The 25,213-nt window shown below is 73.0% G+C and carries 23 protein-coding genes and 1 riboswitch; of the genes, 16 read left to right on the top strand and 7 right to left on the bottom strand.

Going from position 1 to position 25,213, the window contains the following annotated elements; translation table 11 throughout:
- Positions 1-124: 124 nt before the first annotated feature.
- Positions 125-1,465, bottom strand: a complete 1,341-nt coding sequence (locus ABTY04_RS14010) for a helix-turn-helix domain-containing protein (RefSeq protein WP_352213603.1) — start codon at positions 1,463-1,465, stop codon at positions 125-127.
- A gap of 124 nt (positions 1,466-1,589) precedes the next feature.
- On the opposite strand from ABTY04_RS14010, the gene ABTY04_RS14005 reads away from it, so the two are divergent.
- Entirely contained in the window at positions 1,590-3,449 is a 1,860-nt protein-coding gene (locus ABTY04_RS14005; RefSeq protein ID WP_352213602.1) for a cell division protein PerM, read from the top strand.
- Between the two features lie 18 nt (positions 3,450-3,467).
- Here the strand turns inward: ABTY04_RS14005 and ABTY04_RS14000 are convergent, their stop codons facing one another.
- Positions 3,468-4,076 carry a hypothetical protein gene (locus ABTY04_RS14000; RefSeq protein WP_352213601.1) on the bottom strand — a complete coding sequence of 203 codons (609 nt, stop codon included), beginning with the start codon at positions 4,074-4,076 and terminating at the stop codon, positions 3,468-3,470.
- Positions 4,077-4,369: 293 nt separating this feature from the next.
- On the opposite strand from ABTY04_RS14000, the gene purN reads away from it, so the two are divergent.
- Both purN and purH read left to right on the top strand, forming a co-directional pair.
- Entirely contained in the window at positions 4,370-4,993 is a 624-nt protein-coding gene (purN, locus tag ABTY04_RS13995; protein WP_352213600.1) for a phosphoribosylglycinamide formyltransferase, read from the top strand.
- Entirely contained in the window at positions 4,990-6,570 is a 1,581-nt protein-coding gene (gene purH, locus ABTY04_RS13990; protein ID WP_352213599.1) for a bifunctional phosphoribosylaminoimidazolecarboxamide formyltransferase/IMP cyclohydrolase, read from the top strand. The genes purN and purH overlap by 4 nt, the downstream gene beginning before the upstream one ends.
- A gap of 91 nt (positions 6,571-6,661) precedes the next feature.
- Here purH and ABTY04_RS13985 read toward each other — a convergent pair whose 3' ends face one another.
- Positions 6,662-7,297, bottom strand: a complete 636-nt coding sequence (locus ABTY04_RS13985; protein ID WP_352213598.1) for a hypothetical protein — start codon at positions 7,295-7,297, stop codon at positions 6,662-6,664.
- Between the two features lie 301 nt (positions 7,298-7,598).
- Between ABTY04_RS13985 and ABTY04_RS13980 the strand changes: the two genes are divergently transcribed.
- From ABTY04_RS13980 to ABTY04_RS13955, 6 genes are all read left to right on the top strand, one after another.
- On the top strand, positions 7,599-8,462 hold the full coding sequence (locus tag ABTY04_RS13980; protein WP_352213597.1) for a bifunctional methylenetetrahydrofolate dehydrogenase/methenyltetrahydrofolate cyclohydrolase: 864 nt from the start codon (positions 7,599-7,601) through the stop codon (positions 8,460-8,462).
- The gene (locus ABTY04_RS13975) at positions 8,452-8,979 is read left to right on the top strand and encodes a DUF3017 domain-containing protein (RefSeq protein WP_352213596.1); all 528 of its coding nucleotides are present in this window, start codon (positions 8,452-8,454) and stop codon (positions 8,977-8,979) included. Before ABTY04_RS13980 ends, ABTY04_RS13975 begins: the two co-directional genes overlap by 11 nt.
- A 309-nt stretch (positions 8,980-9,288) precedes the next feature.
- A complete protein-coding gene (locus ABTY04_RS13970; protein ID WP_352213595.1) occupies positions 9,289-10,278 on the top strand; it encodes a malate dehydrogenase in 990 nt (329 codons plus the stop codon).
- A 135-nt stretch (positions 10,279-10,413) separates the two neighbouring features.
- The gene (locus ABTY04_RS13965; RefSeq protein WP_352213594.1) at positions 10,414-12,207 is read left to right on the top strand and encodes an AbeC-like domain-containing protein; all 1,794 of its coding nucleotides are present in this window, start codon (positions 10,414-10,416) and stop codon (positions 12,205-12,207) included.
- Positions 12,197-12,571, top strand: a complete 375-nt coding sequence (locus ABTY04_RS13960) for a hypothetical protein (RefSeq protein WP_352213593.1) — start codon at positions 12,197-12,199, stop codon at positions 12,569-12,571. The genes ABTY04_RS13965 and ABTY04_RS13960 overlap by 11 nt, the downstream gene beginning before the upstream one ends.
- Positions 12,572-12,574: 3 nt before the next feature.
- Entirely contained in the window at positions 12,575-13,531 is a 957-nt protein-coding gene (locus tag ABTY04_RS13955) for a serine/threonine kinase C-terminal domain-containing protein (RefSeq protein WP_352213592.1), read from the top strand.
- 20 nt (positions 13,532-13,551) lie between these two features.
- Here ABTY04_RS13955 and ABTY04_RS13950 read toward each other — a convergent pair whose 3' ends face one another.
- Positions 13,552-14,055, bottom strand: a complete 504-nt coding sequence (locus ABTY04_RS13950; protein ID WP_352213591.1) for a carboxymuconolactone decarboxylase family protein — start codon at positions 14,053-14,055, stop codon at positions 13,552-13,554.
- Positions 14,056-14,102: 47 nt separating this feature from the next.
- On the opposite strand from ABTY04_RS13950, the gene pdxR reads away from it, so the two are divergent.
- Positions 14,103-15,497: a MocR-like pyridoxine biosynthesis transcription factor PdxR gene (gene pdxR / locus ABTY04_RS13945; protein WP_352213590.1), complete on the top strand. Its 1,395-nt coding sequence runs from the start codon at positions 14,103-14,105 to the stop codon at positions 15,495-15,497.
- A gap of 107 nt (positions 15,498-15,604) precedes the next feature.
- Here pdxR and ABTY04_RS13940 read toward each other — a convergent pair whose 3' ends face one another.
- Positions 15,605-16,450 (bottom strand): DMT family protein, encoded by an 846-nt coding sequence (locus ABTY04_RS13940; protein ID WP_352213617.1) that lies wholly within the window; start codon positions 16,448-16,450, stop codon positions 15,605-15,607.
- Positions 16,451-16,547: 97 nt separating this feature from the next.
- On the opposite strand from ABTY04_RS13940, the gene ABTY04_RS13935 reads away from it, so the two are divergent.
- Both ABTY04_RS13935 and ABTY04_RS13930 read left to right on the top strand, forming a co-directional pair.
- A complete protein-coding gene (locus ABTY04_RS13935; RefSeq protein WP_352213589.1) occupies positions 16,548-16,856 on the top strand; it encodes a hypothetical protein in 309 nt (102 codons plus the stop codon).
- A 6-nt stretch (positions 16,857-16,862) separates the two neighbouring features.
- Complete coding sequence (locus tag ABTY04_RS13930; RefSeq protein WP_352213588.1) at positions 16,863-18,053, top strand: glutathionylspermidine synthase family protein; 1,191 nt, start codon at positions 16,863-16,865, stop codon at positions 18,051-18,053.
- Positions 18,054-18,098: 45 nt separating this feature from the next.
- Here ABTY04_RS13930 and rocD read toward each other — a convergent pair whose 3' ends face one another.
- Positions 18,099-19,304: an ornithine--oxo-acid transaminase gene (gene rocD / locus ABTY04_RS13925; RefSeq protein WP_352213587.1), complete on the bottom strand. Its 1,206-nt coding sequence runs from the start codon at positions 19,302-19,304 to the stop codon at positions 18,099-18,101.
- Between the two features lie 150 nt (positions 19,305-19,454).
- A riboswitch (ZMP/ZTP riboswitch) is annotated at positions 19,455-19,545 on the top strand.
- Between the two features lie 35 nt (positions 19,546-19,580).
- On the opposite strand from rocD, the gene glyA reads away from it, so the two are divergent.
- The 4 genes from glyA to ABTY04_RS13905 all read left to right on the top strand — a co-directional run bounded on the left by glyA (position 19,581) and on the right by ABTY04_RS13905 (position 23,952).
- Positions 19,581-20,849 carry a serine hydroxymethyltransferase gene (gene glyA, locus ABTY04_RS13920; protein ID WP_352213586.1) on the top strand — a complete coding sequence of 423 codons (1,269 nt, stop codon included), beginning with the start codon at positions 19,581-19,583 and terminating at the stop codon, positions 20,847-20,849.
- 223 nt (positions 20,850-21,072) lie between these two features.
- Positions 21,073-22,086, top strand: a complete 1,014-nt coding sequence (gene trpS, locus ABTY04_RS13915) for a tryptophan--tRNA ligase (protein WP_352213585.1) — start codon at positions 21,073-21,075, stop codon at positions 22,084-22,086.
- Between the two features lie 99 nt (positions 22,087-22,185).
- The gene (locus tag ABTY04_RS13910; RefSeq protein WP_352213584.1) at positions 22,186-22,797 is read left to right on the top strand and encodes a 2'-5' RNA ligase family protein; all 612 of its coding nucleotides are present in this window, start codon (positions 22,186-22,188) and stop codon (positions 22,795-22,797) included.
- Between the two features lie 237 nt (positions 22,798-23,034).
- Positions 23,035-23,952 (top strand): YihY/virulence factor BrkB family protein, encoded by a 918-nt coding sequence (locus ABTY04_RS13905; protein WP_352213583.1) that lies wholly within the window; start codon positions 23,035-23,037, stop codon positions 23,950-23,952.
- Here the strand turns inward: ABTY04_RS13905 and ABTY04_RS13900 are convergent.
- Positions 23,949-25,196, bottom strand: coding sequence for a D-alanyl-D-alanine carboxypeptidase family protein (locus tag ABTY04_RS13900; protein ID WP_352213582.1), 1,248 nt, complete (start codon positions 25,194-25,196; stop codon positions 23,949-23,951). The genes ABTY04_RS13905 and ABTY04_RS13900 overlap by 4 nt on opposite strands.
- Positions 25,197-25,213: the final 17 nt, after the last annotated feature.

Here is a 25,213-nt window from a genome sequence, read left to right as displayed (position 1 = left end):
AGTGGGCCGGTGCAGGGGGACTGGCTGCCCGAGGGGACCCGGCTGCGCTGGGGCCGGGTGGCGCTGGCCGCGACCCACCGCCCGGGGGATGCGGGCCACGCCCGTTCTCACGCTCGCTGCGGGGCTATTCGAGCCCGGGGGCGAGCCGGGCGGGCCCGTGGGCCGGGTGGCCGCGCAGCTTGTCGTGGAGCTGTCTGGTCTCGTTGGTGATCCGCTGGGGGCCGCTGAGCGGGGGGACCCCGGAGACGCTCATGCCGGGCGCGACGGGAGGCTCGTACTGCCGGGGCGCGGTCACGGTGGTGTACGCGGTCGCGACGGCGATCACGGCGGTCAGGCCGAGGACCGCGCGGGTCCACCGCCTGGCACCGAGCTCGGCGGCGGCGCGTACGGCGGCCACGTGACGGGGTTGCGGCGGGGTGGCCGGCCTGACCGCGCCGAGCCGCTCGCGCAGGACCACGGACTGCTTCTCCGGGGGCGCGGCGGCCAGTTCCGGGATCCGGTCCGCGAGGAAGGCGTGCGCGTACAGGAGGCGGTTGCCGGCGGTGGGGGTGCTGGCCTCGGTCTCGGCGGCGGTGTCGGGGATGTCGAGGCCGACGCCGTCGTAGAGCAGGACGGTACGGCGGTGGGCCGGGGGGAGCGCCAGCATGGCGTCCATCAGGATCCGGTCGGCGGGGGCGGCCGGGGCCTTGTCGGGGCGCTTGTGGAGGGGGCGGAACCGGTGCCAGGGGGAGAGGACGTACGCGTGCACGGCTGCGCGCACCCAGCCGACGGGGTCGGGATCCGCGGCCACCTCGGGCCACCGTGCCCAGGCCTGCCGGAACGCCCGCTCGACCGCCTCTTCGGCGAGGCGGCGGCGGCCGGTGAGCAGGTACGCCTGCCGTGCGAGGGCGGGGGCGGCGTACTGGTACAGCGCATCGAACAGCGCACCGGGCCCTTCCAGAACACCGGCCGCCGCTCCCTCGGTCCGGGCCCGGCCTGCCGCTCTTGCCCGGGTGGCGGTGCGCCCCTCCTCCGGGTCGGCCGGCGGGGGCTGTCGGTCCCCGTCCGGGTGTCCGGACGCCTGCGGGTGGGGTGCGTGCCCTGTGGTCCCGTCAGGGGCCGGGCCGGGGGCCTGCGGGCGGGTCTGCGGCCCGTGCCCGCCGGTGCCGAAGGCCCGGATGCCCGCGGCCATCCGCAACGCGGCCGCCGTATGGCCGGCTGCGGCCGGTGACGCCGCGTCACCCGCGGCCGGGCCCGCCGCCTCGGGAGGGGTGTCCTGCGCGGCGCGGAGGGACGTCAGGAAGTCGGCGTACGCCGCGCGCAGGCGGCCCCGGGGGTCCGTGTGCCCCGTTTCCCAGGAGCGGACCGTGCTGACCGTGACGCCCACCGCCGCAGCGACGTCCTCGAACGCCAGGTCGGCCGCCTCGCGCAGTCTGCGGCGTTCTCCGGGCGAGGGGAGCCTCGGCTCCTCGACGCTCTCCGTCATGCCACACTCCCCGTGACCCGCCGACAGACCTGGGTAAAGAAAATACATAAAACTTATATTGAGCGACACCACGGACATTTGCCTGTTACCCGCCCATAGCGCGTGTCGTTGGCACCATGGCGGGGTGACCCAAGTGACCGAACGCGAGACCCCGTTGCAGACGGCTCCGCGGGCTACCGCCGGCCGGCGCCGTTCGCCGGCCGCCGCAGCCTGTGTGCTGGGCGGGGCCGTGGCCGCCGGGCTGGGACTCGGCTTCCTCGCCGTGCTCGTCATCGTGCTGTGGATCAGCTCCCCCTACCCCGACAGCGGCCCGGGCGGCGCCCTGCACCTGGCCGCCGGGCTCTGGCTGCTCGCCCACGGGACCGAACTCGTCCGCTACGACACCCTGTCGGGGGTCCCGGCCCCCGTCGGTGTGACCCCGCTGATGCTCGTCGCGCTTCCCGCCCTGCTCATGCGCCGCGCCGCCCGCCTCGGCAGTGCCTCGGGCGACGGCAGCGACGGTGACGAAGTGCTGCCCGCCAGTGCCGTCTTCTCCGCCGTGACCTGCGGATACCTCTGCGTCGGGTCGCTGGCCACCGTCTACGCCGCCGGTGGCCCCGTGCCCGCCGACCCGCTCAGCGCCGCCTGGCACGTCCCGCTGGTCGCCGTACTCGCCGCCGCCGGCGGGGTGTGGGCGGCGAAGGGGCGTCCGCTCGGGCCGCTGCCCGGGTGGGTGCCGGGGGCACTGCGGAGGGCCGTCGCGCGCCCCCGCTACGCCCTCGCGCTGCGCGCCGGAGCCGTCGGGGCCCTCGTCCTCCTGGGCGGCGGCGCGCTGCTCGTCGGGGCCTCGCTCGCCTGGCACGCCGCGGAGGTGCAGGTGTCCTTCCTGGCGCTGACCGGGGTCTGGTCGGGCCGCTTCGCGGTGCTGCTCCTCGCCCTCGCGCTGCTTCCGAACGCCGTGGTGTGGGGCGCGGCGTACGCCCTCGGCCCCGGCTTCGCCATCGGCACCGGTGCGACCGCGACCCCGCTCGGCTTCGCCGGTACGCCCGCGCTGCCGAGGTTCCCGCTGATGGAGGCGCTGCCGCCGGTGGGGCCCGGGACCCTGCTGACGTATGCGACCTGCGGGGTGCCGGTGGTGGCCGGGCTGGCAGTCGGGTGGTTCGCGGTACGCCGTGCGCGTGAAGTCTCGTACGGGGAAACCGCTCTGACGGCGGCTCTGGGCGCGCTGGTCGGCGCGCTGGCGCTGACCGGGCTCGCGGCGGCCTCGGCGGGGCCGCTCGGCTCGCGCGAACTGGCGAGCTTCGGCCCGGTGTGGTGGGCCACCGGAGTGGCGGCCCTCGCGTGGACCCTGCTCCCCGCGGTGGCGGTGGCGGTGGCGGTGCACTCCTGGCGGACCCGGCCCGCCAGGCAGGCGGTCGCGAGCGCCATGGAGGGCGAGTGGCACGACAGCGGCGTACGGGAGCTGCGCCGGGAGGCCGTGCAGCGTACCGAGGGCACCCTGATCCCCGACCTGACCGAGGACGCCCCGCCGGACCGGGTGCCGGCGGAGCACGCCCCGGCACCGGCCAAGGCCCCGGCGCCGGTCCCCGCTCCCACCGCGCCGGCCAAACCGTCCCGAAAGGTCACCGTCGTGACGGGACTCCAGCTGGACCTGACGCCGGTTCCGGTCCCGGCGGAGCCGCCCACGGAGCCGGCCACCGTGCCTGCATCTGCGCCGGCCACGGCGCCGCCCACGGAGCCGGCCACCGCGCCTGCATCTGCGCAGGCCACTGCGCCGCCCACTGCGCCGCCCACTGCGCCGCCCACTGCGCCGCCCACTGCGCCGCCCACTGCGCCGGCCACTGCGCCGGCCACCGCGCCGGCCACGGCGCCCGCATCTGCGCCGTCCGCTCCGCAAGCCGCTGCGCCCGTCGCTGCGCCCGTCGCCCCGCCCGAGCCGTCCCGGCCGCCCGTCCCGTCCGTGACCGGCGCCCGTGTGCTGGCCCGCCGCAGGCCCCCGGCCTGAGCCGGCGCGGCGGTACCGCTACTGCTGCACCTTCAGGATCTTGCCGAGCACGTTGTCCGGCAGCAGGGTGTTGCACTGCATCTCCGCCGACTTCGTGAGGGCGTCCTCGCGGCAGATGTAGAAGTCCTTGTAGGCCAGCTGCAAGCCGTACGAGCTCAGGGCCAGCAGGATCGCCAGCGAGGCCGTGACCAGTCCGCCGATCGCCGCCGTCTTCTGGGGGCGGGCGGCCGGCCCGAGGGCCGCCAGGCCTCCCCGGGCGGCAGGGTCCGCCGCGGTGCCTGCTGCCCCGTCCGACGCGGGTCCGGCCGCCGCCGGCCTCCCGCGCAGCCCGCTGATCCCCCAGTACAGGGCGAGCGCACCCAGCAGCAGCCCCACCGACGGGATCCCGAAGATCCCGAAGAAGAAGCCCCACATGCCGGCCAGCAGTGCGTACCGGGCGCGCCGCTGGACCGGGTCCGCCGGGTCCCAGCGCGCCGGACCGCCGGGGCCGGAACCGGGGTCCCCGCCCGGGCGGCCGCCGCCGTCGCCACCGCTGCGCGGCTGCCACGGCTGGTCGGGCCGGCCTTCCGGGGGAGCCGCGAAGGGGTTGTCGTCGGTGGAGGAGTCGGGCTGGCGGCGGTCCGGCATCGAGTGCGTTACTTCCCCTGTGTCGTGGACGTGTCGTGGACGTCGAAGTACGTCGTCGGCGTGGTGCGTTGAAGGGCTGTCGACGTGCTGCGCAGTACTGCGCACCGCGCCGTGTGCGGCTTGTACGCCAGACGCTACCCCTCGCCCGTCCCCCCGTCCCTCGGGGGCTGTCCGGTGTGCCGGTATCGTTGCAGGCGGTCGGCGGCTTCGTAGGGTCCCCCGTATTTCAGGGCACCGGAGTTTCGTCTGATCACACAAGATGTATGGAAGCATTCCCGCAGAAAGGGCCTCCCATGGCCGCCTCCCGCCTGGTCGTGCTGGTCTCCGGTTCCGGCACCAACCTCCAGGCCCTGCTCGACGCCATCGACGCCCACCCCGGCGGATCCGAGGGCTTCGGTGCCGAAGTCGTCGCCGTGGGGGCCGACCGCGAGAACATCGTCGGTCTGGAGCGGGCCGAGAAGGCCGGGATCCCCACCTTCGTGTGTCCGGTCAAGGCGTACGCGACCCGTGAGGAGTGGGACACCGCCCTCACCGAGGCGACCGCGGCCCACGCACCGGACTTCGTCGTGTCCGCGGGGTTCATGAAGATCGTGGGCGCGTCGTTCATCGGCCGCTTCGGCGGCCGCTTCATCAACACGCACCCCGCCCTCCTCCCGGCCTTCCCCGGCGCCCACGGTGTACGGGACGCCCTCGCCTACGGCGCGAAGGTCACCGGCTGCACGGTCCACTTCGTGGATGCCGGCGTGGACACCGGTCCGATCATCGCCCAGGGTGTGGTCGAGGTCCGGGACGAGGACGACGAAGCCGCTCTGCACGAGCGCATCAAGGAAGTCGAGCGCCAGCTGCTCGTCGACGTCGTGGGGCGCCTGGCCCGGCACGGCTACCGCATTGAGGGACGAAAGGTAACAATCCAGTGACCGCCGTAGAGAGCAGCACCACCTCGTCGAAGCGACCGATCCGGCGCGCGCTCGTCAGTGTCTACGACAAGACGGGACTGGAGGATCTGGCCCGCGGCCTGCACGAGGCGGGCGTCGCGCTCGTCTCCACCGGCTCCACCGCTTCCAAGATCGCCGCGGCCGGCGTGCCCGTCACCAAGGTCGAGGAGCTCACCGGCTTCCCCGAGTGCCTGGACGGCCGCGTCAAGACCCTGCACCCGCGCGTGCACGCCGGCATCCTCGCCGACCTGCGCCTGGAGGACCACCGGAGCCAGCTCGCCGAGCTCGGCATCGAGCCCTTCGACCTGGTGATCGTCAACCTGTACCCGTTCCGGGAGACCGTCGCCTCGGGCGCCACCCCCGACGAGTGCGTCGAGCAGATCGACATCGGCGGCCCGTCGATGGTCCGCGCCGCCGCCAAGAACCACCCCTCGGTCGCCGTCGTCACCAGCCCCGCCCGGTACGCCGACGTCCTCGCCGCGGCCCAGGGCGGCGGCTTCGACCTCACCGCGCGCAAGCGGCTGGCGGCCGAGGCCTTCCAGCACACCGCCGCGTACGACGTCGCCGTGGCCTCCTGGTTCACGAATGCGTACGCCCCGGAGCCGGAGGCCGTGCTGCCCGAGTTCCTGGCCGGCGCGTGGGACCGCAAGTCCACCCTCCGCTACGGCGAGAACCCCCACCAGGCCGCCGCGCTCTACACGGACGGGCAGCCGGGCGGGCTCGCCAACGCCGAGCAGCTGCACGGCAAGGAAATGTCCTTCAACAACTACGTGGACACCGAGGCCGCCCGCCGTGCCGCGTACGACCACGACGAGCCCTGCGTCGCGATCATCAAGCACGCCAACCCGTGCGGCATCGCCGTCGGTGCGGACGTCGCCGCTGCACACCGCAAGGCGCACGCCTGCGACCCGCTGTCGGCCTTCGGCGGCGTCATCGCCGTCAACCGCCCGGTGACCGTCGAGCTCGCCGAGCAGGTCGCGGAGATCTTCACCGAGGTCATCGCCGCTCCGGCGTACGAGGACGGCGCGGTCGAGATCCTGGCCAGGAAGAAGAACATCCGCGTCCTGAAGGTCGACGGCACCCCGCACCAGCCGGGTGACCTGAAGCCGATCTCCGGCGGCGCGCTGCTCCAGCAGAGCGACCTCTTCCAGGCCGAGGGCGACGACCCGAAGAACTGGACCCTCGCCACCGGCAACGCCCTCTCCGCGGAGGAGCTCGCCGAGCTCGCCTTCGCGTGGAAGGCCTGCCGGGCCGTCAAGTCCAACGCGATCCTGCTCGCCAAGGACGGCGCTTCGGTCGGCGTCGGCATGGGCCAGGTCAACCGCGTCGACTCGGCGAAGCTCGCCGTCGAGCGGGCGGGCGCCGAGCGCGCGCAGGGCTCGTACGCGGCTTCCGACGCCTTCTTCCCCTTCCCGGACGGGCTGGAGATCCTGACCGCCGCGGGCATCAAGGCCGTGGTCCAGCCGGGTGGTTCGGTCCGTGACGAGCAGGTGATCGAGGCGGCGCAGGCGGCCGGCGTGACCATGTACTTCACCGGGACCCGGCACTTCTTCCACTGAGCCCCGGCGGTTTGACCGCGCATACGGCGAAGGCCGCGTCCCGCAGCAGTGCGGGGCGCGGCCTTCGCCGTATGCGCAGGTCGTACGAGGATCAGTAGCGCGGGCGGTTGAACCAGGCCACCGAGTCCTTGTTGACCGCCGCGATCAGGATGACCACGCCGATGGCGAGGCCGATCACGCCGCCCAGCATCGCGGCCGGGGTGGCGCCGCTGTTGCCCAGGTTGGCGAAGTTGCCGACGCTGCTCAGCAGGAACAGCACGGAGTACACGATCGTCGTGATCCGCGTGGCGTTGCCGCCCTTGCCGAACTTCACGCCGAGGACGATCGCCCACACGGCGAACGCGATGGCGATGAGGGCGATCGCGGCGATCAGGCCGGCCGCCATCTGGCCCGAGGAGCTGCTGCTCCCGTAGCCGTCGTCCTTGCTGGTGCTGGAGAGGAAGGCCGCACCCAGCAGGGCGAACGCGCCGACGATCAGCTGCAGGCCCGCGATGATGAAGAGGAGCACGCGCGCGGTCTTCAGGAGACCCGGCATCTGCATGGGCATGCCCGCGTAGCCGCCCGGGCCGGCCGGGTACGACTGGTTCGGGTAGCCCATCGGGGCCTGCTGCGGGTAGGCGTAGCCGCCCTGCGGGGGAATGCCCTGCGGGGCCTGCTGCGGGTAGCCGTAACCGGGCTGGCCCTGCGGCTGCTGCCCGTACGGGTTGTTCGGATCGCCGAAGCTCATCTTGAGGTGTTCCTCCGTGGAAGTGCGGGGACGCACGGCACGCACGGAGGAGATACTGCAGTTTGCGGTCCGCCCCCCGGCACTGCCCGCGGCACTCTTTGTCCGTCATCGTGGTCCGATCGGGCCGGAGTTGTCCAGCGGGGCTGCGACGGGCCCGTCACTTGTTGTGCAAGTGCAATGAATGGTTCAAGCCTGTGACGAAGTGCCGGGAAGCCTCGGGGAGGCCCGTGACGGAGTCCCGCCGACGCCACGGCCACCCCGCGACTGGAACCGGGACCGCTCCATCCGGGAGGATGGGGCCATGACCGCCCAGATTCTCGATGGCAAGGCCACCGCCGCCGCGATCAAGTCCGAACTGACCGCCCGCGTGGAGGCGCTCAAGGCCCGGGGCATCACCCCCGGGCTCGGCACCCTGCTGGTCGGCGACGACCCCGGCAGCCGCTGGTACGTCAACGGCAAGCACAAGGACTGCGCCGAGGTCGGCATCGCCTCCATCCAGCGCGAACTGCCCGGGACTGCCTCCCAGGAGGACATCGAGGCGGTCGTGCGGGAACTCAACGAGAACCCGGAGTGCACCGGCTACATCGTCCAACTCCCGCTTCCCAAGGGCATCGACACCAACCGGGTCCTGGAGCTGATGGACCCGGCGAAGGACGCCGACGGCCTGCACCCGATGTCGCTCGGCCGACTGGTGCTGAACGAGCCGGGCCCGCTGCCCTGCACCCCGTACGGGATCGTCCGGCTGCTGCGCCACCACGGCATCGAGATCAACGGCGCGCACGTGGTGCTCCTCGGCCGCGGCATCACCGTCGGCCGCTCCATGGGCCTGCTGCTGACCCGCAAGTCGGAGAACGCCACCGTGACGCTGTGCCACACCGGCACCCGCGACCTGGCCGCCCAGCTGCGCCAGGCGGACATCATCGTCGCGGCCGCCGGCGTCCCGCACCTGGTCAAGCCGGAGGACGTGAAGCCCGGCGCGGCCGTCCTGGACGTGGGCGTCAGCCGCGACGAGAAGGGCAAGATCGTCGGCGATGTGCACCCGGGCGTCGCCGAGGTGGCCGGCTGGATCTCCCCGAACCCGGGCGGGGTCGGCCCGATGACCCGGGCGCAGCTGCTCGTGAACGTGGTCGAGGCCGCGGAACGGAAGACGACCAGTGCAGGCTGAGCACGAAACGGAAGCCGGGACCGGCGCGGAGGCCGGCCCCGGCACCGGCCCCGCCACCGGCACCGGCCCCGCCACCGGCACGGGGGCCGCGGCCGCCACGGGCACGGGGGTCGCGGCCGCGGGCCCGGAGGCCTCGAAGTCGCGCCGCTTCCCCTCCATCACCCGGGACACGGCCCGCCCCGAGGGCCACGGCCGCGCCGCGCCCGGAGACGCACTAGCGGCGCGCCAGTGGCCGATGCTCAGCGTGCTCGCCGCGACCGCCGTCGGGCTGCTCCTGACCGCGCTGGGGCACCCCCGGGTCGGCTGCCTGGTGATCGGCGTGGCCCTGATCTCGGCCTCCGTGCTGCGGCGCCTGCTGCCGTCGGTGGGGATGCTCGCGGTGCGCTCCCGCTTCACGGACATGGTCACGTACGGGCTGCTGGGTGTGGCGATCACGCTGCTGGCGCTGGTGATGGAGCCCAAACCGTGGCTGGAGATCCCGTTCCTGGAGAGCGCGGTCCGCTTCACGGTCCGCTGACGGCGAGGCCCCGGGCCCGGTCCGGCAGGCGCCCCGCGCGCCCGTACATTCGTACGCGCTACCCGCCGCGGACGTTGCGTACACCCGTCCGGCGGAGCCGGACGGCCCGAAAGCGGGGGGAAATCCCCCTCCACGCCTTCGAACTCCCGGTCCGTGTGCCACGCACCACACAGACCGGGGGGTTGGGCCGCTCCAAGGTCGGATAGCCTGACGCCGGATGTCTCTTCACGTCAAGATTCGCAGGGGAGCGGCGTCCGCCAGCACATGGGGCAGGGACGCCCCACCGCCAGCTGTCTAACGGAGAAGGCCATGACCCGCACTCCTGTGAATGTCACCGTCACCGGCGCCGCCGGCCAGATCGGCTACGCGCTGCTCTTCCGCATCGCCTCCGGTCACCTGCTCGGCGCGGACGTGCCGGTCAAGCTCCGTCTTCTGGAGATCCCCCAGGGCATGAAGGCCGCTGAGGGCACCGCCATGGAGCTCGACGACTGCGCCTTCCCGCTGCTCAAGGGCATCGACATCTTCGACGACCCGAACGCGGGCTTCGAGGGTGCGAACGTCGCCCTGCTCGTGGGCGCCCGCCCGCGCACCAAGGGCATGGAGCGCGGCGACCTGCTCTCCGCCAACGGCGGCATCTTCAAGCCGCAGGGCGCCGCGATCAACGCGCACGCCGCGGACGACATCAAGGTCCTGGTCGTGGGCAACCCGGCCAACACCAACGCGCTCATCGCGCAGGCCGCCGCCCCAGACGTACCGGCCGAGCGCTTCACCGCGATGACCCGCCTGGACCACAACCGCGCGATCTCGCAGCTCGCCAAGAAGACCGGCGCCGACCTCACCGAGATCAAGCGCCTGACCATCTGGGGCAACCACTCGGCCACCCAGTACCCGGACATCTTCCACGCGGACATCGCGGGCAAGAACGCCGCCGAGGTCGTCAACGACGAGCAGTGGCTCGCCGACACCTTCATCCCGACCGTCGCCAAGCGCGGCGCCGCGATCATCGAGGCCCGTGGCGCGTCCTCGGCCGCCTCGGCCGCGAACGCCGCCATCGACCACGTCCACACGTGGGTCAACGGCACCGCCGCGGGCGACTGGACCTCCATGGGCATCCCGTCGGACGGCTCCTACGGCGTCCCGGAGGGCCTCATCTCCTCCTTCCCCGTCACCTGCAAGGACGGCAAGTACGAGATCGTCCAGGGCCTGGACATCAATGACTTCTCCCGTGCGCGCATCGACGCGTCCGTGGCGGAGCTCGTCGAGGAGCGCGACGCGGTCCGCGAGCTCGGCCTGATCTGATCTGCCCGTACCGATCAGGCGTTCACCTGACCGCCTGATCGGTACGAACACCCTTGCGCCCCGGTCAAACCTGGCCGGGGCGCTTTGGCGTGAATTGGCCTGTCGGTTGATGTAGGCGGAAAATAAGGTCGCCCGGTGACCGACCACCTGATTCCCCCTCAGCCCGGCGGCGACCTCCCCGCAGACCCAGGCAACGGCCGTCCGCCGGTGCACCCCTCCCTCAGCGAGGCCGGCCGCCTCCTGTGCGCGGGAACCTACCTCGACGCGACGTACCGCGATCGGGTGATCAACGAGCTGTTCGTGCACGAGGAGCGGATCGCCGCCCCCTCCTACGGCTTCGACGCCGTCCGGGTACTGGCCCATGCGCTCCGAGCCCGCCGCGTCGAGCTCGCCTGGGCCGCCGGGATCATCGGCGCCTGGTTCGTGGGGTCCCTGCTGACCAGCGGGGCGCTCGGCCTGCTGGTCTTCCCCTTCCTGATGCTGAGCTTCGCCAACTGGCTCCGCGGCCGACGCAACCCCCTGGTGCGCTTCCTGTCCGTGCTGCTCCGGCTCTACGCCTGGCTGACGGTGGTCTTGACCCTCTTCGCTTTCTGGCTGGCCGTGGCCGACGACTCCGGGGACATGGGCGACATCTCCCGGTTCTTCCTCGGCGGCCTGCTGCCCACAGGCCGATCCGGCGGTTCCGGCAGTTCGAGTGGATTCGACGGCTTCGGCGGTTCGAGTGGATTCGACAGCTCCGCCGGCTCCGGCGACTCCTCGTCCTTCTTCCTGTGGCTGACCCCCCTCGTGTTCGCGGCCATCGTCACCCTGGTCGCGCTCCAGCGGGGACACGGCGCCCGCATCGTCTCCGCCGAGCTCAACCCGCGCAGGTACGCGGACCAGTCCGCCGATCCCGACACGCAGAACGCCCGCTTCGCCCGGGTCCGCGGCCGGATCCGGGGCGAACAGCACGCGCCTGTGGTCATGTACGACATCAACGGACCGTTCACCGGGGCGGGGGACGCGTACCGGCCCTGGCAGCTGTCCGTCGAACTGCGCCCGCGCGAGGACCTCGGCCCCGACCGCAAGCCGCAGTCCGTCACCAACGCCCACATCATGGAGCGCATCGTGCCGCGCCTGCTCGCCCTGCGCGTCCCGTCGCCGCACGGCTCCGCGCAGGCCCGTGCGGACGTACTGGACCGGCTGCGCGAACTGGTCGTCGACGAGTGCGTCTTCCTGCCGGCCAGCGGGCTTCCGCACCGGGACATGGCGCCGGTGTCGGCGCAGCAGTTCGCCGAACACCGGCTCGGAGCCGTGGAGGAGGGCGGGGAGCGGCGCAGGCACTTCCTGCGCATCCGGGTCGGCGGCTGGGACGAGAACCTCGTCGTCACGGTCTTCGTACGGGTCCACACCCAGGGCGGCATGCTGATGCTGGAGGTGGCCCCGCACGTGCTGCTGCCCGTACGCACCGTTTTCCAGAACGCCGACGCGGACGCCCAGCGCTTCCTGAACAACACCTGGTTCGGCAAGGCCGTCGCGGCGCTCGCCGCCACCCCCGGCTCGCTCGGGGGCTCCCTCGCCACCCTGGGCCGGGGGATCGCCAGCTGGTGGCGGATCGTCACCGGCGGGCACGGCGGCGCCCGTCCGGAGGGGCCGCAGCTGTCGGTGCGGGAGCTCGCCGCGCAGGAGGACGGCTCCCTGTTCCACCTCATGGACCTCGACCGGTATCTCAAAACCATTCAGGACCGGGTGGTCGGCGGGGTTACCGTCGCCTTGCACGAAGCGGGCTGGCACACAGAGGAATTCGCCCAGCGCGCGGTCCACATCGCCGAGGGCGGCACTTTCATCCAGTCGGTGAGCAACAGCGCCTTCAGCGTCGGCGGCACCGGCCACCACAACAGCACCGCCGGGGGCGGTACGGGCAGCAAGGGGAGCAGCGGTGGGAAGTAACGGCGAGGAGCGCGCGGTCCGGATCGGCAACGTCACCGGCAGCGCCTTCAGCATCGGCGGCAGCAACATCACCAACTCCGTCGGGCAGGGCGGCGGTACGGGAGACCGGGCGCCCGGCGCCGAGGAGCTGCTGGAGGCGGTACGCGAACTGCGTGCCGCCCTGGTGCGGCTGCCCCGCAGCACCGGGCGCGCGGAACTGGACGCGGAACTGGACGAGGCGGCGGAGCAGCTGGAGGCGGCCGAGGAGATCCGGCCGGGGCTGCCCGCGCGGCTGCGCGGGGCTCTGGAGCGGTGGGCTCCGCTGGTCGAGTCGGTGAGCGCGGCCACCGCCCTGGGCGAGCTGCTCGCCTCGCTGGGAGGCTGACCGGTGTCCTCGCCCGACGGTGCCCGCTGGAACCCGCGGTCGCAGCGGTGGGAGTGGGGGGAGCAGCCCGCGCAGCCGGGGCCGACCCCGACCCCGGCTCCGGCCCCGGCTCCGGCTCCGACCCCGGCTCCGGCTGTCACTCCGCAGCACGCGCAGCCGACGCAGCCCGCGCAGCCGGGCCGCCTGCCTCCGCCCCCGCCGGCCCCCGGGTGGTACGAGCCCGGGGCGCCGCAGCCTCCCGCGCCGTCGGGGCCGTACGGTCCGGGCGGCGCGGGCCCGGACGGGCGGCCGCAGCAGCAGTGGCGGATGCCGCTGCTGGTGGGAGTCGTGGCGGCGGTCGTCGGCGGGGTGTCGGTGGCGGCGTGGATGCTGCTGGGCGGCAAGGACGCACCCGCCGCGAACACGCACCCGCTGCTGTCGGCGTCCCCGTCGGCGGCGGCGGACACGCCGTCCACGTCCGCGAGCCCGTCGCCGGGCCCGGGCGGACCGGCCTCACCCAGCCCCTCGGCGAGTACCGGCGGCCCCGGCTACACCGTGGTGCACAACGAGGCCGGCTTCTCGGTGGCCGTCCCCACCGGCTGGGAGCCCAGCCACAACGAGCAGGGCAGCGGGGCCTTCTACCGCCTGCCCGGGGACCGCAGCGCCCTGCTCCAGATCTTCCGGATCACGGAGGACAGCAGCACGGCCTCCTGCGAGCTGCTGCGGATGTCTTCGCAGCGGCTGAACGACGGGACCCCCGCCTACCGGCAGGTCTCCCTCGAACCGGTGGCCGCAAGCGCCTGCGAGCTGGTCTACGAGTACGACAGCGCGGAGTCGCACGGCCGCCGCCGGGGCGTGGAGCGGATCACCACCACCCCGGACGGCAAGCGCTGGGCGCTGCTGGCGGCCGGCCCGGCCGCCGACACCTCCGCCGTACGCGCGAACCTGACGGCGGCCCTGGAGTCGTTCCGGCCCGACTGATCCGTACGGGAAAGCCGGTCCTACTTGTACATGCCCGGCGTGTAGTGGCCGGGGACCATGCGGGTGGTCACCGCGAAGCGGTTCCAGACGTTGATCGTCGCGATCACGGCGATCAGCTGGGCGAGCTCCTTCTCCTCGAAGTGCTTCGCGGCCTTCTCGTACACCTCGTCGGGAACGAAACCGTCGGTCAGGACGGTCACGGCCTCGGTCAGCTCAAGCGCGGCGGCCTCCTTCCCGGTGTAGAAGTGGCGCGACTCGTCCCAGGCGCTGAGCTGCACGATCCGCTCGACGGTCTCGCCCGCGGCGAGCGCGTCCTTCGTGTGCATGTCCAGGCAGAAGGCGCAGTGGTTGAGCTGCGAGGCGCGGATCTTGACCAGCTCGACCAGAACCGGGTCCAGGCCCTTCTTCGAGGCGATCTCCAGGCCCACGATCGCCTTGTAGACCTCGGGGACGTGCTGGGCCCAGGTCATGCGCGGGGCGTGCTCGGGGGCGTATGCGGCGCTCTGTTCGTGAGTGGTGGTCATGTCCCCGATCCTATGAAGCAGGCGGCCCGCCGATATGGTCCATATCCGTGACGGAATCCTGGGCCACTTTCGGCGCCGACCTGCATCTGGACCTCTCCGCCGGGCGTGGCCTGCGGGCCGGTCTCGTCGAGGCGCTGCGCGAGGCCGCGCGCAGCGGCCGGCTGGCGCCCGGGACCCGGTTGCCGTCCTCGCGGTCGTTCGCCGCCGATCTCGGGATCGCGCGGAACACGGTCGCGGAGGCGTACGCCGAGCTCGTCGCCGAGGGCTGGCTGACGGCCCGCCAGGGCTCGGGCACCCGGGTCGCGGAACGAGCGAGGCCGCGGCGGCCGGCAGCGGCCGCCCGGGTCCGGCACCCCGCGCGGCGCCGGCCCTCGTACAGCCTCCAGGCAGGCACCCCGGACCTGGGCGGTTTCCCGCGCGCCGCCTGGCTGACGGCGGCCCGGCGGGCGCTGACGGACGCGCCGAACGAGGCCTTCGGCTACGCGGCCGACGCGCGCGGCCGGGTGGAGCTGCGGGAGGCCCTCGCCGGGTACCTGGCACGGGCGCGCGGGGTCTGCGCGGACCCGGAGCGGATCGTGCTGTGCGCGGGATTCGCGCACGCGCTGACGCTGCTCGCGGGGGTGCTGCGGGCGCGGCGGGTACGGGAGGCCGCGGTGGAGGGGTACGGCCTCGACGTGCACCGGGACCTGCTGACGAGGGCGGGGCTGCGGACCCGGCCGCTGGCGGTGGACGCCTCGGGGGCGCGGACGCCGGACCTGTCCGGGGAGTCGGGAGCGGTCCTGCTGACCCCCGCCCACCAGTTCCCCACCGGGGTCGCGCTGACCCCGTCCCGGCGGGCGGCGGCGGTCGACTGGGCCCGGACCACGGGCGGGCTGATCCTGGAGGACGACTACGACGGGGAGTTCCGCTACGACCGCCAGTCCGTGGGGGCGCTGCAGGGACTGGACCCGGACCGGGTGGTCTACCTCGGCACGGCGAGCAAGTCGCTCGCGCCGGGGCTGCGGATGGGGTGGATGGTGGTGCCGCCGGGGATGCTGGACGAGGTCGTCGCGATGAAGGGGCCAACCGACTGGACGTCGAGCGCACTGGAACAGCTGACGCTCGCGGAGTTCATCCGGTCCGGGGCGTACGACCGGCACGTGCGCGGCATGCGGCTGCACTACCGGCGGCGCCGGGACGAGCTGGTCGCCGCCGTCTCCGGCCGGGTCGCGGTGTCGGGCCTCGCGGCGGGCCTGCACGCGGTGCTGGACCTCCCGGCGGGGACGCAGGCGTCGGTCCTGCGGGCCGCGGCCTGGCAGGACCTGGCCCTGGACACCCTGTCCCGCTACGCCCACCCGGAGGCGGGCCTCCCGGAGCGCGAGGCGCTGGTGGTCGGTTACGGGACCCCGCCGACGAGCGCGTGGTCGCCGACGCTCGCGGCGCTGGTCGCCGCGCTGCCGTGACGCGTGCGCGGCGGGCGCGGCGCCGTTGCGGGGGGCGCTGCCCCCGGACCCCCACGCCTCAATCGCCGGCGGGGCTGGTTTTGCTGCGGCTCCGGGACCCGCGTGCCTCAAACGCCGGCGGGGCCGGATTGTGCCGGCGCGGGGCTCGGTTGCGGGGGTTCGCCGAAGCGGGCCAGGGCGAGGGCCCCGGCCACCGCCACCGCGAAGCCCAGCACCGCCAGCCAGGCCAGGCCCTCGCGTGTGCGGTCGCCGAGCCACACCACGCCCACCACCGCCGGGCCGATCGTCTCGCCGATGACCATCCCCGCCGTGGCCACCGTCACCGAGCCCCGCTGGAGCGCCGAGGTGAGCAGCAGGAACGCCGCGCCCCCGCCCAGCAGCAGGGCGTACAGCGCCGGGTTTGTGAACGAGATGCCGTCGATCAAGCGGACCGCCACCTCCACCACCCCGAAGCCCGTCCCCGCCGCCAGGCCGAGGACCAGTGCCCGCGAGGGGTCCGGGAGCCCGCCGGCCACCGCCCCGATCAGCAGCACCAGTCCCGCCACCGCCAGCAGCCCCAGCTTCAGCGCGAACGATCCCGTCCCCGAGCCCTCCTCGCCCGAGGCCAGCCCCAGCATCGCCAGCCCCGCGCACACCATCCCCACGGCGCCCCACTCCGCCCCGCGCAGCCGTACGTGCAACAGCCGCGCCGAGACCACCGCCGTCACCGCGAGGCTCGCCGCCAGCGCCGCCCCCACCGCGTAGATCGGGATGTGCTTCAGCGCCACGATCTGGAGGACGAAGCCGGCCGCGTCCAGAGCCAGGCCCAGCGCGTACCGCCACTGCCGGGCCGCCCGCAGCAGCAGCGCCGTGTCCAGCCCCGACCCCGTCCCGGGCTCCGCCGCCCGCGCGGCCATCGCCTGGAGGACCGACGCCGTGCCGAAGCAGACCGCCGCACCGAGTGCGCAAAACATCCCAAGGAGCACGAACGGACTCTAGGTCATGGAGGTGATGGGAGGGTTTCGACGGCCGGATTCCATCGCTCCGCCGCCCCGTTCTAGTCTGTCCGCCATGGACGACAGCAGCACAGGCAGCAGTACGACCCGACGCCGCATGCGATCCGGCGGCGTCGCCCTCGGCGGCATGGGCCTGCTCGCTGCAGCGCTCGTGGCCTGCGGCAGCAGCAGCGAGCCCGACAAGCGCTGCGCGGACCGCGCCACCCTGGAGAAGCTGAACACCAAGGAGTGCAAGAGCGGCGGCCGCGGTGCGTACTACTACGGCGGCAGCGTCTCCAACAACCGGGTCAAGGGCGGCAGCTTCGACAAGTCCGCCGTCACCCGCGGCGGCATCGGCGGCCACTCCAGCTCCAGCGGCGGCTGAACCCGCGTGCGCCGCCACACCATCGAACCGCGCCCCGACTGGCAGAGGACGGTCGAGGAGCAGGGGCTCGTCTACCCCCTCACCCGCTACCCCGACGACTCCCTGCGCCCCTACTGGGACGAGAGCGCGTACTACTCCTTCTCGCTCCCCGAGATCGAGGCGCTGGAGAACGTGGTCGAGGAACTGCACGCCATGTGTCTGGCCGCGGCCGCGCACATCGTCGAGCACGACCGTTTCGCGGACCTCGGCATCACCGACCCGCGTCTCGCGGAGCTGATCGCCGAGTCCTGGCGCCGGCGTGCCGAGCAGCCGTCCCTCTACGGCCGGTTCGACCTGCGCTACGACGGCCGTGGCAGCCCGGCCAAGATGCTGGAGTACAACGCGGACACCCCCACCTCCCTCGTGGAGGCGGCCAGTCCGCAGTGGTTCTGGATGGAGGAGCGCTTCCCCGGCGCCGACCAGTGGAACTCCCTCCACGAGCGGCTCGTCGAGGCCTGGCGCCGCCAGGCGGAGCTGCTGCCGCCCGGCCCGCTGCACTTCGCGCACTCCGAGACCGACGAGCTCGGCGAGGACCTGATGACGGTCGCCTACCTCCAGGAGACCGCCGAGCAGGCGGGCCTGGCGACCGAGCAGCTGTCCGTCGAGCAGATCGGCTGGGACAGCCTGTCGGGCCGGTTCGTGGACCAGAAACTCGGGTTCATCCGCAGCTGCTTCAAGCTCTACCCGTGGGAATGGCTGGCCACCGACGCGTTCGGCCCGCAGGTCCTCGGCACGTACGACCACGGCGGCGGCTCCGGGACCACCGCCTGGATCGAGCCGCTGTGGAAGATGCTGCTGTCCAACAAGGCGCTGCTGGCGATCCTGTGGGAGCTCTTCCCGGAGCACCCCAACCTGCTGCCCGCCTACCTGGACGGCCCGCGCGAACTCGCCACGACGACCGGTTACGCCGCGAAGCCGCTGCTCGGCCGGGAGGGCGCCGGGGTCACCCTGCACCCGGTCGGCGGAGAGCCGTTCGTGCCGGCCGAGGAGGAGACGTACGTCTTCCAGGGCCTGGCCCCGCTGCCCGACTTCGACGGCAACCGCGTCGTGCTCGGCGCGTGGGTCGTCGAGGAGGAGGCCGCCGGCCTGGGCATCCGGGAATCGGCGGGTCCGGTCACGGACGAGTACGCCCGCTTCCTGCCCCACGTCATCCTGTAGGCGAAGGCGCGTCCGGGCCGCCCGGCCGCGCCTTCGGCGGACCCGTCAGCCGGCCAGTACGGCGCGCAGCTGGTCCAGGCCCCAGTCCAGATCCTCCTTGCTGATCACCAGCGGGGGCGCGATCCGGATCGTCGCCCCGTGGGTGTCCTTGACCAGCACGCCCCGTTCCATCAGCCTCTCGGACACCTCCCGGCCCGTGCCGTGCCCGGGGGCGATGTCGACGCCCGCCCACAGCCCCCGCCCGCGTACGGCGGTCACCGCGCCCCCGCCGACCAGCACGCTCAGCTCCCGGTGCAGGTGGTCGCCGAGCTCGGCGGCGCGCTGCTGGTACTCACCGCCGCGCAGCATCGCGATCACCTCCAGGGCGACCGCGCAGGCCAGCGGGTTGCCGCCGAAGGTGGAGCCGTGCTCGCCGGGCCGGAACACCCCGAGCACGTCCCGGTCGGCGACGACGGCCGAGACCGGGACCACGCCGCCGCCCAGTGCCTTGCCGAGGACGTACACGTCCGGCACGACGTCCTCGTGCTCGCACGCGAAGGTCTTCCCGGTCCGGCCCAGCCCCGACTGGATCTCGTCCGCCATGAAGAGGACGTTCCGCTCGCGCGTGAGCTTCCGTACGCCCTGCAGGTAGCCGGCGGGCGGCACCAGCACGCCCGCCTCGCCCTGGATCGGCTCCAGCAGCACGGCCACGGTGTTCGTCGTGACGGCCGCGGCCAGCGCGGTGAGGTCCCCGTACGGGACGATCTCGAACCCGGGTGTGTAGGGCCCGAAATGGTCGCGGGCCTCGTGGTCCGTGGAGAAGCTCACGATCGTCGTCGTCCGGCCGTGGAAGTTGTCGGCCGCGACGACGATCTTGGCGTGCCCGTCCGGGACGCCCTTGACCTCGTAGCCCCACTTGCGGGCGGTCTTCACCGCCGTCTCCACGGCCTCCGCGCCCGTGTTCATCGGCAGCACCATCTCCTTGCCGCACAGCGCGGCGAGCTCGGTGCAGAAGTCGGCGAACCGGTCGTGCTGGAAGGCCCGCGAGGTGAGCGTGACCCGCTCCAGCTGCGCCTTGGCGGCATCGATCAGCCGCCGGTTGCCGTGGCCGAAGTTGAGGGCCGAGTAGCCCGCGAGCATGTCCAGGAAGCGGCGGCCCTCGATGTCGGTCATCCACGCGCCTTCCGCGGACGCCACGACGACGGGCAGCGGGTGGTAGTTGTGCGCACTGTGCGCCTCGGCGGAACGCATGGCATCAGCAGTTGTCGACACGGGGTCTCCGATCGTCGGTCGGACGGGCAGGGCGACGGGGGTGGCGACGGGGGTGGCGTCACCTGCGTCACCGTCACCTTGTATACGGCTATACGTCGCTCGTATACCGGACGGGGAAACCTTTCTTGTGGACCGCCCGCTAAGGTGGGCGGCACGCACGGCGACTGGCGTACGGAGAACCGACTCCGGGGGAGTCGTGCGCGCACGACCGCATACAGGGCCGCTCGCCTGGGCCTCGCGGGGACGAGATCTGACATCGACCCCGGAGGAGCCGCCATGACCGCGCGCCGCCATCCCGCCCTGTCCGCCGTCGATCCGGAGCTGGCGTCCTTCGTCGCCGCCGAGGAGACCCTGCAGGCGCAGACCCTGCGCCTGATCCCGAGCGAGAACTACGTGTCCGCGGCGGTGCTCGAAGCCTCCGGCACGGTGCTCCAGAACAAGTACAGCGAGGGCTACCCGGGCCGCCGCTACTACGAGGGCCAGCAGAACATCGACCGCGTCGAGGCGCTGGCCGTGGAGCGGGCGAAGGGCCTGTTCGGGGTGGACCACGCCAACGTCCAGCCGTACTCCGGCTCGCCCGCGAACCTCGCGGTCTACCTGGCCTTCGCGAAGCCCGGCGACACGGTGATGGGCATGGCCCTGCCGATGGGCGGGCACCTGACGCACGGCTGGGGGGTCTCGGCGACGGGCTCCTGGTTCCGGGGCGTGCAGTACGGGGTCTCCGCGGAGACGGGCCTGATCGACTACGACGCGGTGCGCGACCTGGCCCTCGCCGAGCGCCCCAAGATCATCTTCTGTGGCGGAACGGCCCTTCCCCGCACGATCGACTTCGCGGCGTTCGCATCGATCGCACAGGAGGCCGGCTCGGTCCTCGTCGCGGACGTGGCCCACATCGCGGGCCTGATCGCGGGCGGGGCGCACCCGTCGCCGGTCGGGCACGTGGACGTCGTCTCGACGACCACGCACAAGACCCTGCGGGGGCCGCGCGGCGCGATGCTGATGTGCCGGGAGGAGTACGCGAAGGCCATCGACAAGGCGGTGTTCCCGGGCCTCCAGGGCGGGCCGCACAACCAGACGACGGCCGGCATCGCGGTCGCGCTGCACGAGGCGGCGCAGCCTTCGTTCACGGCGTACGCCCACGCGGTCGTCGCCAACGCGAAGGCCCTGGCGCAGGCGCTGCTGGGCCGCGGCTTCGACCTCGTGTCGGGCGGTACGGACAACCACCTGATCCTGATGGACCTGACCTCGCGGGGGGTCCCGGGCAAGGTGGCGGCGAAGGCGCTGGACCGCGCGGGGATCGTCGTGAACTACAACACGGTCCCGTTCGACCCGCGCAAGCCGTTCGACCCGTCGGGCATCCGCATCGGCACGCCGTCGCTGACCTCGCGGGGCCTGGGCGTCGACCACATGCCGCTGGTGGCGGACTGGATCTCCCGGGCGGTGGACGCCGCCGCGAAGGAGGACGAGCCGGCCCTGGCCGCGATCCGCGCCGAGGTCGCGGACCTGATGGCGGCCTTCCCGGCGCCGGGCCTCCCGCTGTCCTGATCCGGAACCGGGCCCGCCCCCGGCCGGGCCCGGGCACGTCCGTGGAAAGCGGTCGCTTGCTTCGGGTGATATCCGGCCGGGGGGCTACGCGGCGGTAGGGGCGCCGCGGCCCCCTGCCGCCGGGGAGCAGGGGCAGGTCCCCCGCCGGGCCGCGGCGGGGGACCCGGCGGCTTCCGGCCACTGCGCGGCCGGACTCGGCCCCCGCACCTGAGAGAATGAGGACATGGCTTCTGATCGTCCTCGCGCGCTCTCCGGCATCCAGCCCACCTCCGGTTCGTTCCACCTCGGGAACTACCTCGGAGCCATCCGCCAGTACGTCGCCCTGCAGGAGACGCACGACGCCTTCTACATGGTCGTCGACCTGCACGCGATCACCATGCCGCAGGATCCCAAGGACCTGCGCGCGAACACCCGGCTCTCCGCCGCGCAGCTCCTCGCCGCCGGCCTGGACCCCGAGCGCTGCACGCTCTTCATCCAGAGCCACGTCCCCGAGCACGCGCAGCTCGCCTGGGTCATGAACTGCATCACCGGCTTCGGTGAGGCCAGCCGGATGACCCAGTTCAAGGACAAGTCCGCCAAGGGCGGCGTCAACAGCGCCAGCGTCGGCCTGTTCACGTACCCGATCCTCCAGGTTGCCGACATCCTGCTCTACCAGGCGGACGCCGTCCCCGTGGGCGAGGACCAGCGCCAGCACATCGAGCTGACCCGGGACCTGGCCGAGCGCTTCAACCAGCGCTTCGGCCAGACCTTCACCCTCCCCGCCGCGCACATCGTCAAGGAGGTCGCGAAGATCTACGACCTCCAGGACCCGTCGATCAAGATGTCGAAGTCCGCGTCGTCCCCCAAGGGCCTGATCAACCTCCTCGACGAGCCCAAGGCCACCGAGAAGAAGATCAAGAGCGCGGTCACCGACACCGGTTCCGAGATCCTCTTCGACACCGAGAACAAGCCCGGCGTCAGCAACCTGCTCACGATCTACTCCACCCTCACGGGGGAGACCATCCCCGCTCTCGAAGCCAAGTACGAGGGCAAGGGCTACGGCGCGCTGAAGACGGACCTGGCCGGCGTGATGGTCGATTTCGTCACACCGTTCAAGCAGCGCACCCAGGAATACCTGGACGACCCGGAGACGCTGGATTCCGTCCTGGCCAAGGGCGCGGAGAAGGCCCGCGCGGTCGCCGCCGAGACCCTGGCGCAGGCCTACGACCGCCTCGGCCTGGTCCCCGCCAAGCACTGACCGGACGGCCGGGGAAAGAGGGCCCTGGCAATCCGGGGGGTGCTGGCCCCACACTGGGTCGGCAGGACGTGTACGCAGCAGACGACGGAGGAGACATACGTGGGGACCGTAACGCTCGGCGTTTCGATCGCGGTCCCGGAGCCGTACGGCAGCCAGCTCCAGGAGCTGCGCGCAGGCTTCGGGGACGCTGCCGCGCACGGCATCCCCACGCATGTCACCCTCCTCCCGCCGACCGAGGTGGAGGCCGAGCGGCTGCCGGGGATCAGAGCCCACCTGTCCGAGGTCGCGGCCGCGTTCGGCCCCTTCGGCATGCGGCTCGCGGGCACCGGAACGTTCCGCCCGCTCTCGCCGGTCGTGTTCGTCCGGGTCGCCGAGGGCGGTCCGGGCTGCACCCGGCTCCAGGGCCTGGTCCGCGACCCGGACGGGCCGCTCGACCGGGAGCTGGCGTTCCCGTACCACCCGCACGTCACCATCGCCCACGGGATCTCCGAGGAGGCGATGGACCTGGCGTTCAGCACCCTCGCCGAGTACGCGGCGCAGTGGACCTGCGCGGGTTTCGCGCTCTACGAGCAGGGCTCGGACGGGGTCTGGCGCAAGCTGCACGAGTACCCCTTCGGCAGCGGCCCGGTCGCCGGCGTCCCGGCACAGCTCGGCTCACCGGTCGACGAGGCGACGGGCGCCGCGGGCGAGGACGCCGTACGGCGCTCCTGACGGAGCGGCCTGAGGGTCTGGCGGGCGTGGAACCGGAGCGTGCGCAGGACCAGCGTGTGGAACGGCCGGCCCGTCGGACGCGCTTCGCGAAAAGTCACAATCGACGACCGTAGCGCCCAAAGGCGACAATCCCGGCCATTTCGGCGGGCTACTCCCTCGTTGCGCGGAGAAGGCCGGGGTCAGGGTCCCGGCGCGGAATCCACGGCTGCGGCCGGTGGGGCGTGTCAAGGTGACCCCATGGACTGGCTGACGAAACTCCCGGTGATCGGGCCGCTGGTAGTCCGGCTGATGCGGACGCACGCATGGCGTTCCTGGCAACGCCTCGACCGGGTCCACTGGAGCCGGCTCGCCGCCGCAATCACCTTCATCAGCTTCATCGCGCTCTTCCCCCTGATCACGGTGGCCGCAGCCATCGGCGCGGCGCTGCTCAGCCCGGAGCAGCTGGACCGGCTCCAGAAGAACCTCGCCGAGCAGGTGCCCGGCATCTCCGACCAGCTCGACATCGCCGGTCTCGTCGCCAACGCGGGCACCATCGGGCTCGTGGCCGGCGCCCTCCTGCTCGTGACCGGCGTCGGGTGGGTCGGCTCGATGCGGGACTGCCTGCGCGCGGTGTGGGAGAAGGACGACGAGGACCAGGGGAACCCCGTCGTCCGCAAGGGCAAGGACGTGCTCGTGCTCATCGGCCTCGGCGGCGTGGGCCTGGCCTCGGCCGCGGCCTCGATCCTCGGCTCCAGCGCGGTCGGCAGGTTCGGCGGCTGGCTGGGCGTGCCGCAGCAGGGCGCGGGCGGTGCGCTCCTGCGGGCCGGCGCCTTCCTCGTCGGCGTCCTGGCGGCCTTCCTGCTCCTGCTCTACGTCCTGACCCTGCTCCCGGGGGTCGAACCGCCGCGCCGCCGCCTCATCGGGGCCGCCCTCATCGGCGCGGCCGGCTTCGAACTGCTGAAACTGCTGCTCAGCGGCTATATGCGCGGGGTCGCCGCGAAGAGCATGTACGGCGCCTTCGGGGTGCCGGTCGCCCTGCTGATCTGGATCAACCTGATGGCGAAGCTGCTGCTGTTCTGCTCGGCCTGGACGGCGGCCCGCGCCGACGAGGACGGCGCCGGCCCGCCGACCCCGGCGCAGCCGCAGGGCAGCCCCGGTACCGGGCCCCGTGGCTAGTCGGCCGCCTGGTCGCCGTCGCGGCGGCCGCGCGGGCCCCGCGGCCAGCGGCGGTTGACGACGTACGCCCCGGCCGCGATCACGGCCAGTGCCCCGCCCGCGACCCCGAGCGCCGTGCCGACGCCGTCGCCCTCGCCGGCCGCCGAGGGGTTGTGCTCGTGCGACCGGGCGGGGGAGCCGATCGAGGAGGTGTCCGCGCTCTTCGGCGGGACCAGCTCGCCCACCGGCTTGACCTTGCCGATCGCCGCGAAGCCCCAGTCGAAGAGGTCGGCGGTCTCCTCGTAGACGGAGTTCAGGCCGCCCGCGCTCGGGTCCATGACCGTGACCAGCAGCTTCTTGTCGCCCTGCTGTGCCGCGCCGGTGAAGGTGGCGCCCGCCATGGTGGTGTTGCCGTTCTTCACCCCGGCGATGCCCTTGTACGGGGAGAGGCCGTTCGCGCCCGTCATCAGCCGGTTGGTGTTCTGGATCTCGAAGTACTCGCGCGGCTTCCCGGGCTCCTGGCTGCCGGGGAACTTCGCACTCGCCGTGCCGCAGTACTCGCGGAAGTCCTGCTTCTGCAGGCCGGAGCGGGCGATGAGGGTGAGGTCGTACGCGCTCGACACCTGCTCCGGGGCGTCGTACCCGTCCGGGGACACCACGTGGGTGTCGAGGGCCTGCAGCTCCTCGGCGTGCGCCTGCATGTCCTTGACGGTCTTGTCGATGCCGCCGTTCATCGCCGAGAGCACGTGCACCGCGTCGTTCCCGGACCGCAGGAACACCCCGAGCCACAGGTCGTGCACGGAGTACTCGTGGTCCTCCTTGACCCCGACCAGGCTGGAGCCCGCGCCGATGCCCTCCATCTCCTGCTCGGTGACCTTGTGGACCTGGTCCTTCGGGAGGCTGGGCAGCACCGTGTCGGCGAAGAGCATCTTCAGGGTGGAGGCCGGGGGCAGCCGCCAGTGCGCATTGTTGGCGGCCAGGACCTCGCCGGTCTTGGCGTCGGCCACGATCCACGAACGCCCCGTCAGGTTCGTCGGCAGGGCCGGGGCGCCCGCCAGCGGGTTGACCTGGACCCCCGGCTTGCCGAGCAGGGCCCCGCCGACGGTGGACATCGACGCCGGCGGGGCGGGTGCGGCCGGGGCCTTGGGCGGCTGCCCCTTGCCGTCCGCAGGCGGAGCGGGCGCGGCGTGCGCGGGCACCGCGAGCATCGCGGGGACCAGCAGCGCGGCGGAAAGGACCGTCAGCGCGGTCTTCTTATCAGACACGCAGGTGAAAGTACATC

The organism is Streptomyces sp. NPDC097981 (assembly GCF_040302565.1).
Taxonomy (GTDB): Bacteria; Actinomycetota; Actinomycetes; order Streptomycetales; family Streptomycetaceae; genus Streptomyces.
The sequence above is the reverse complement of the archived record's forward strand: the minus strand, read 5'-3'. Positions and strand labels throughout refer to the sequence as shown.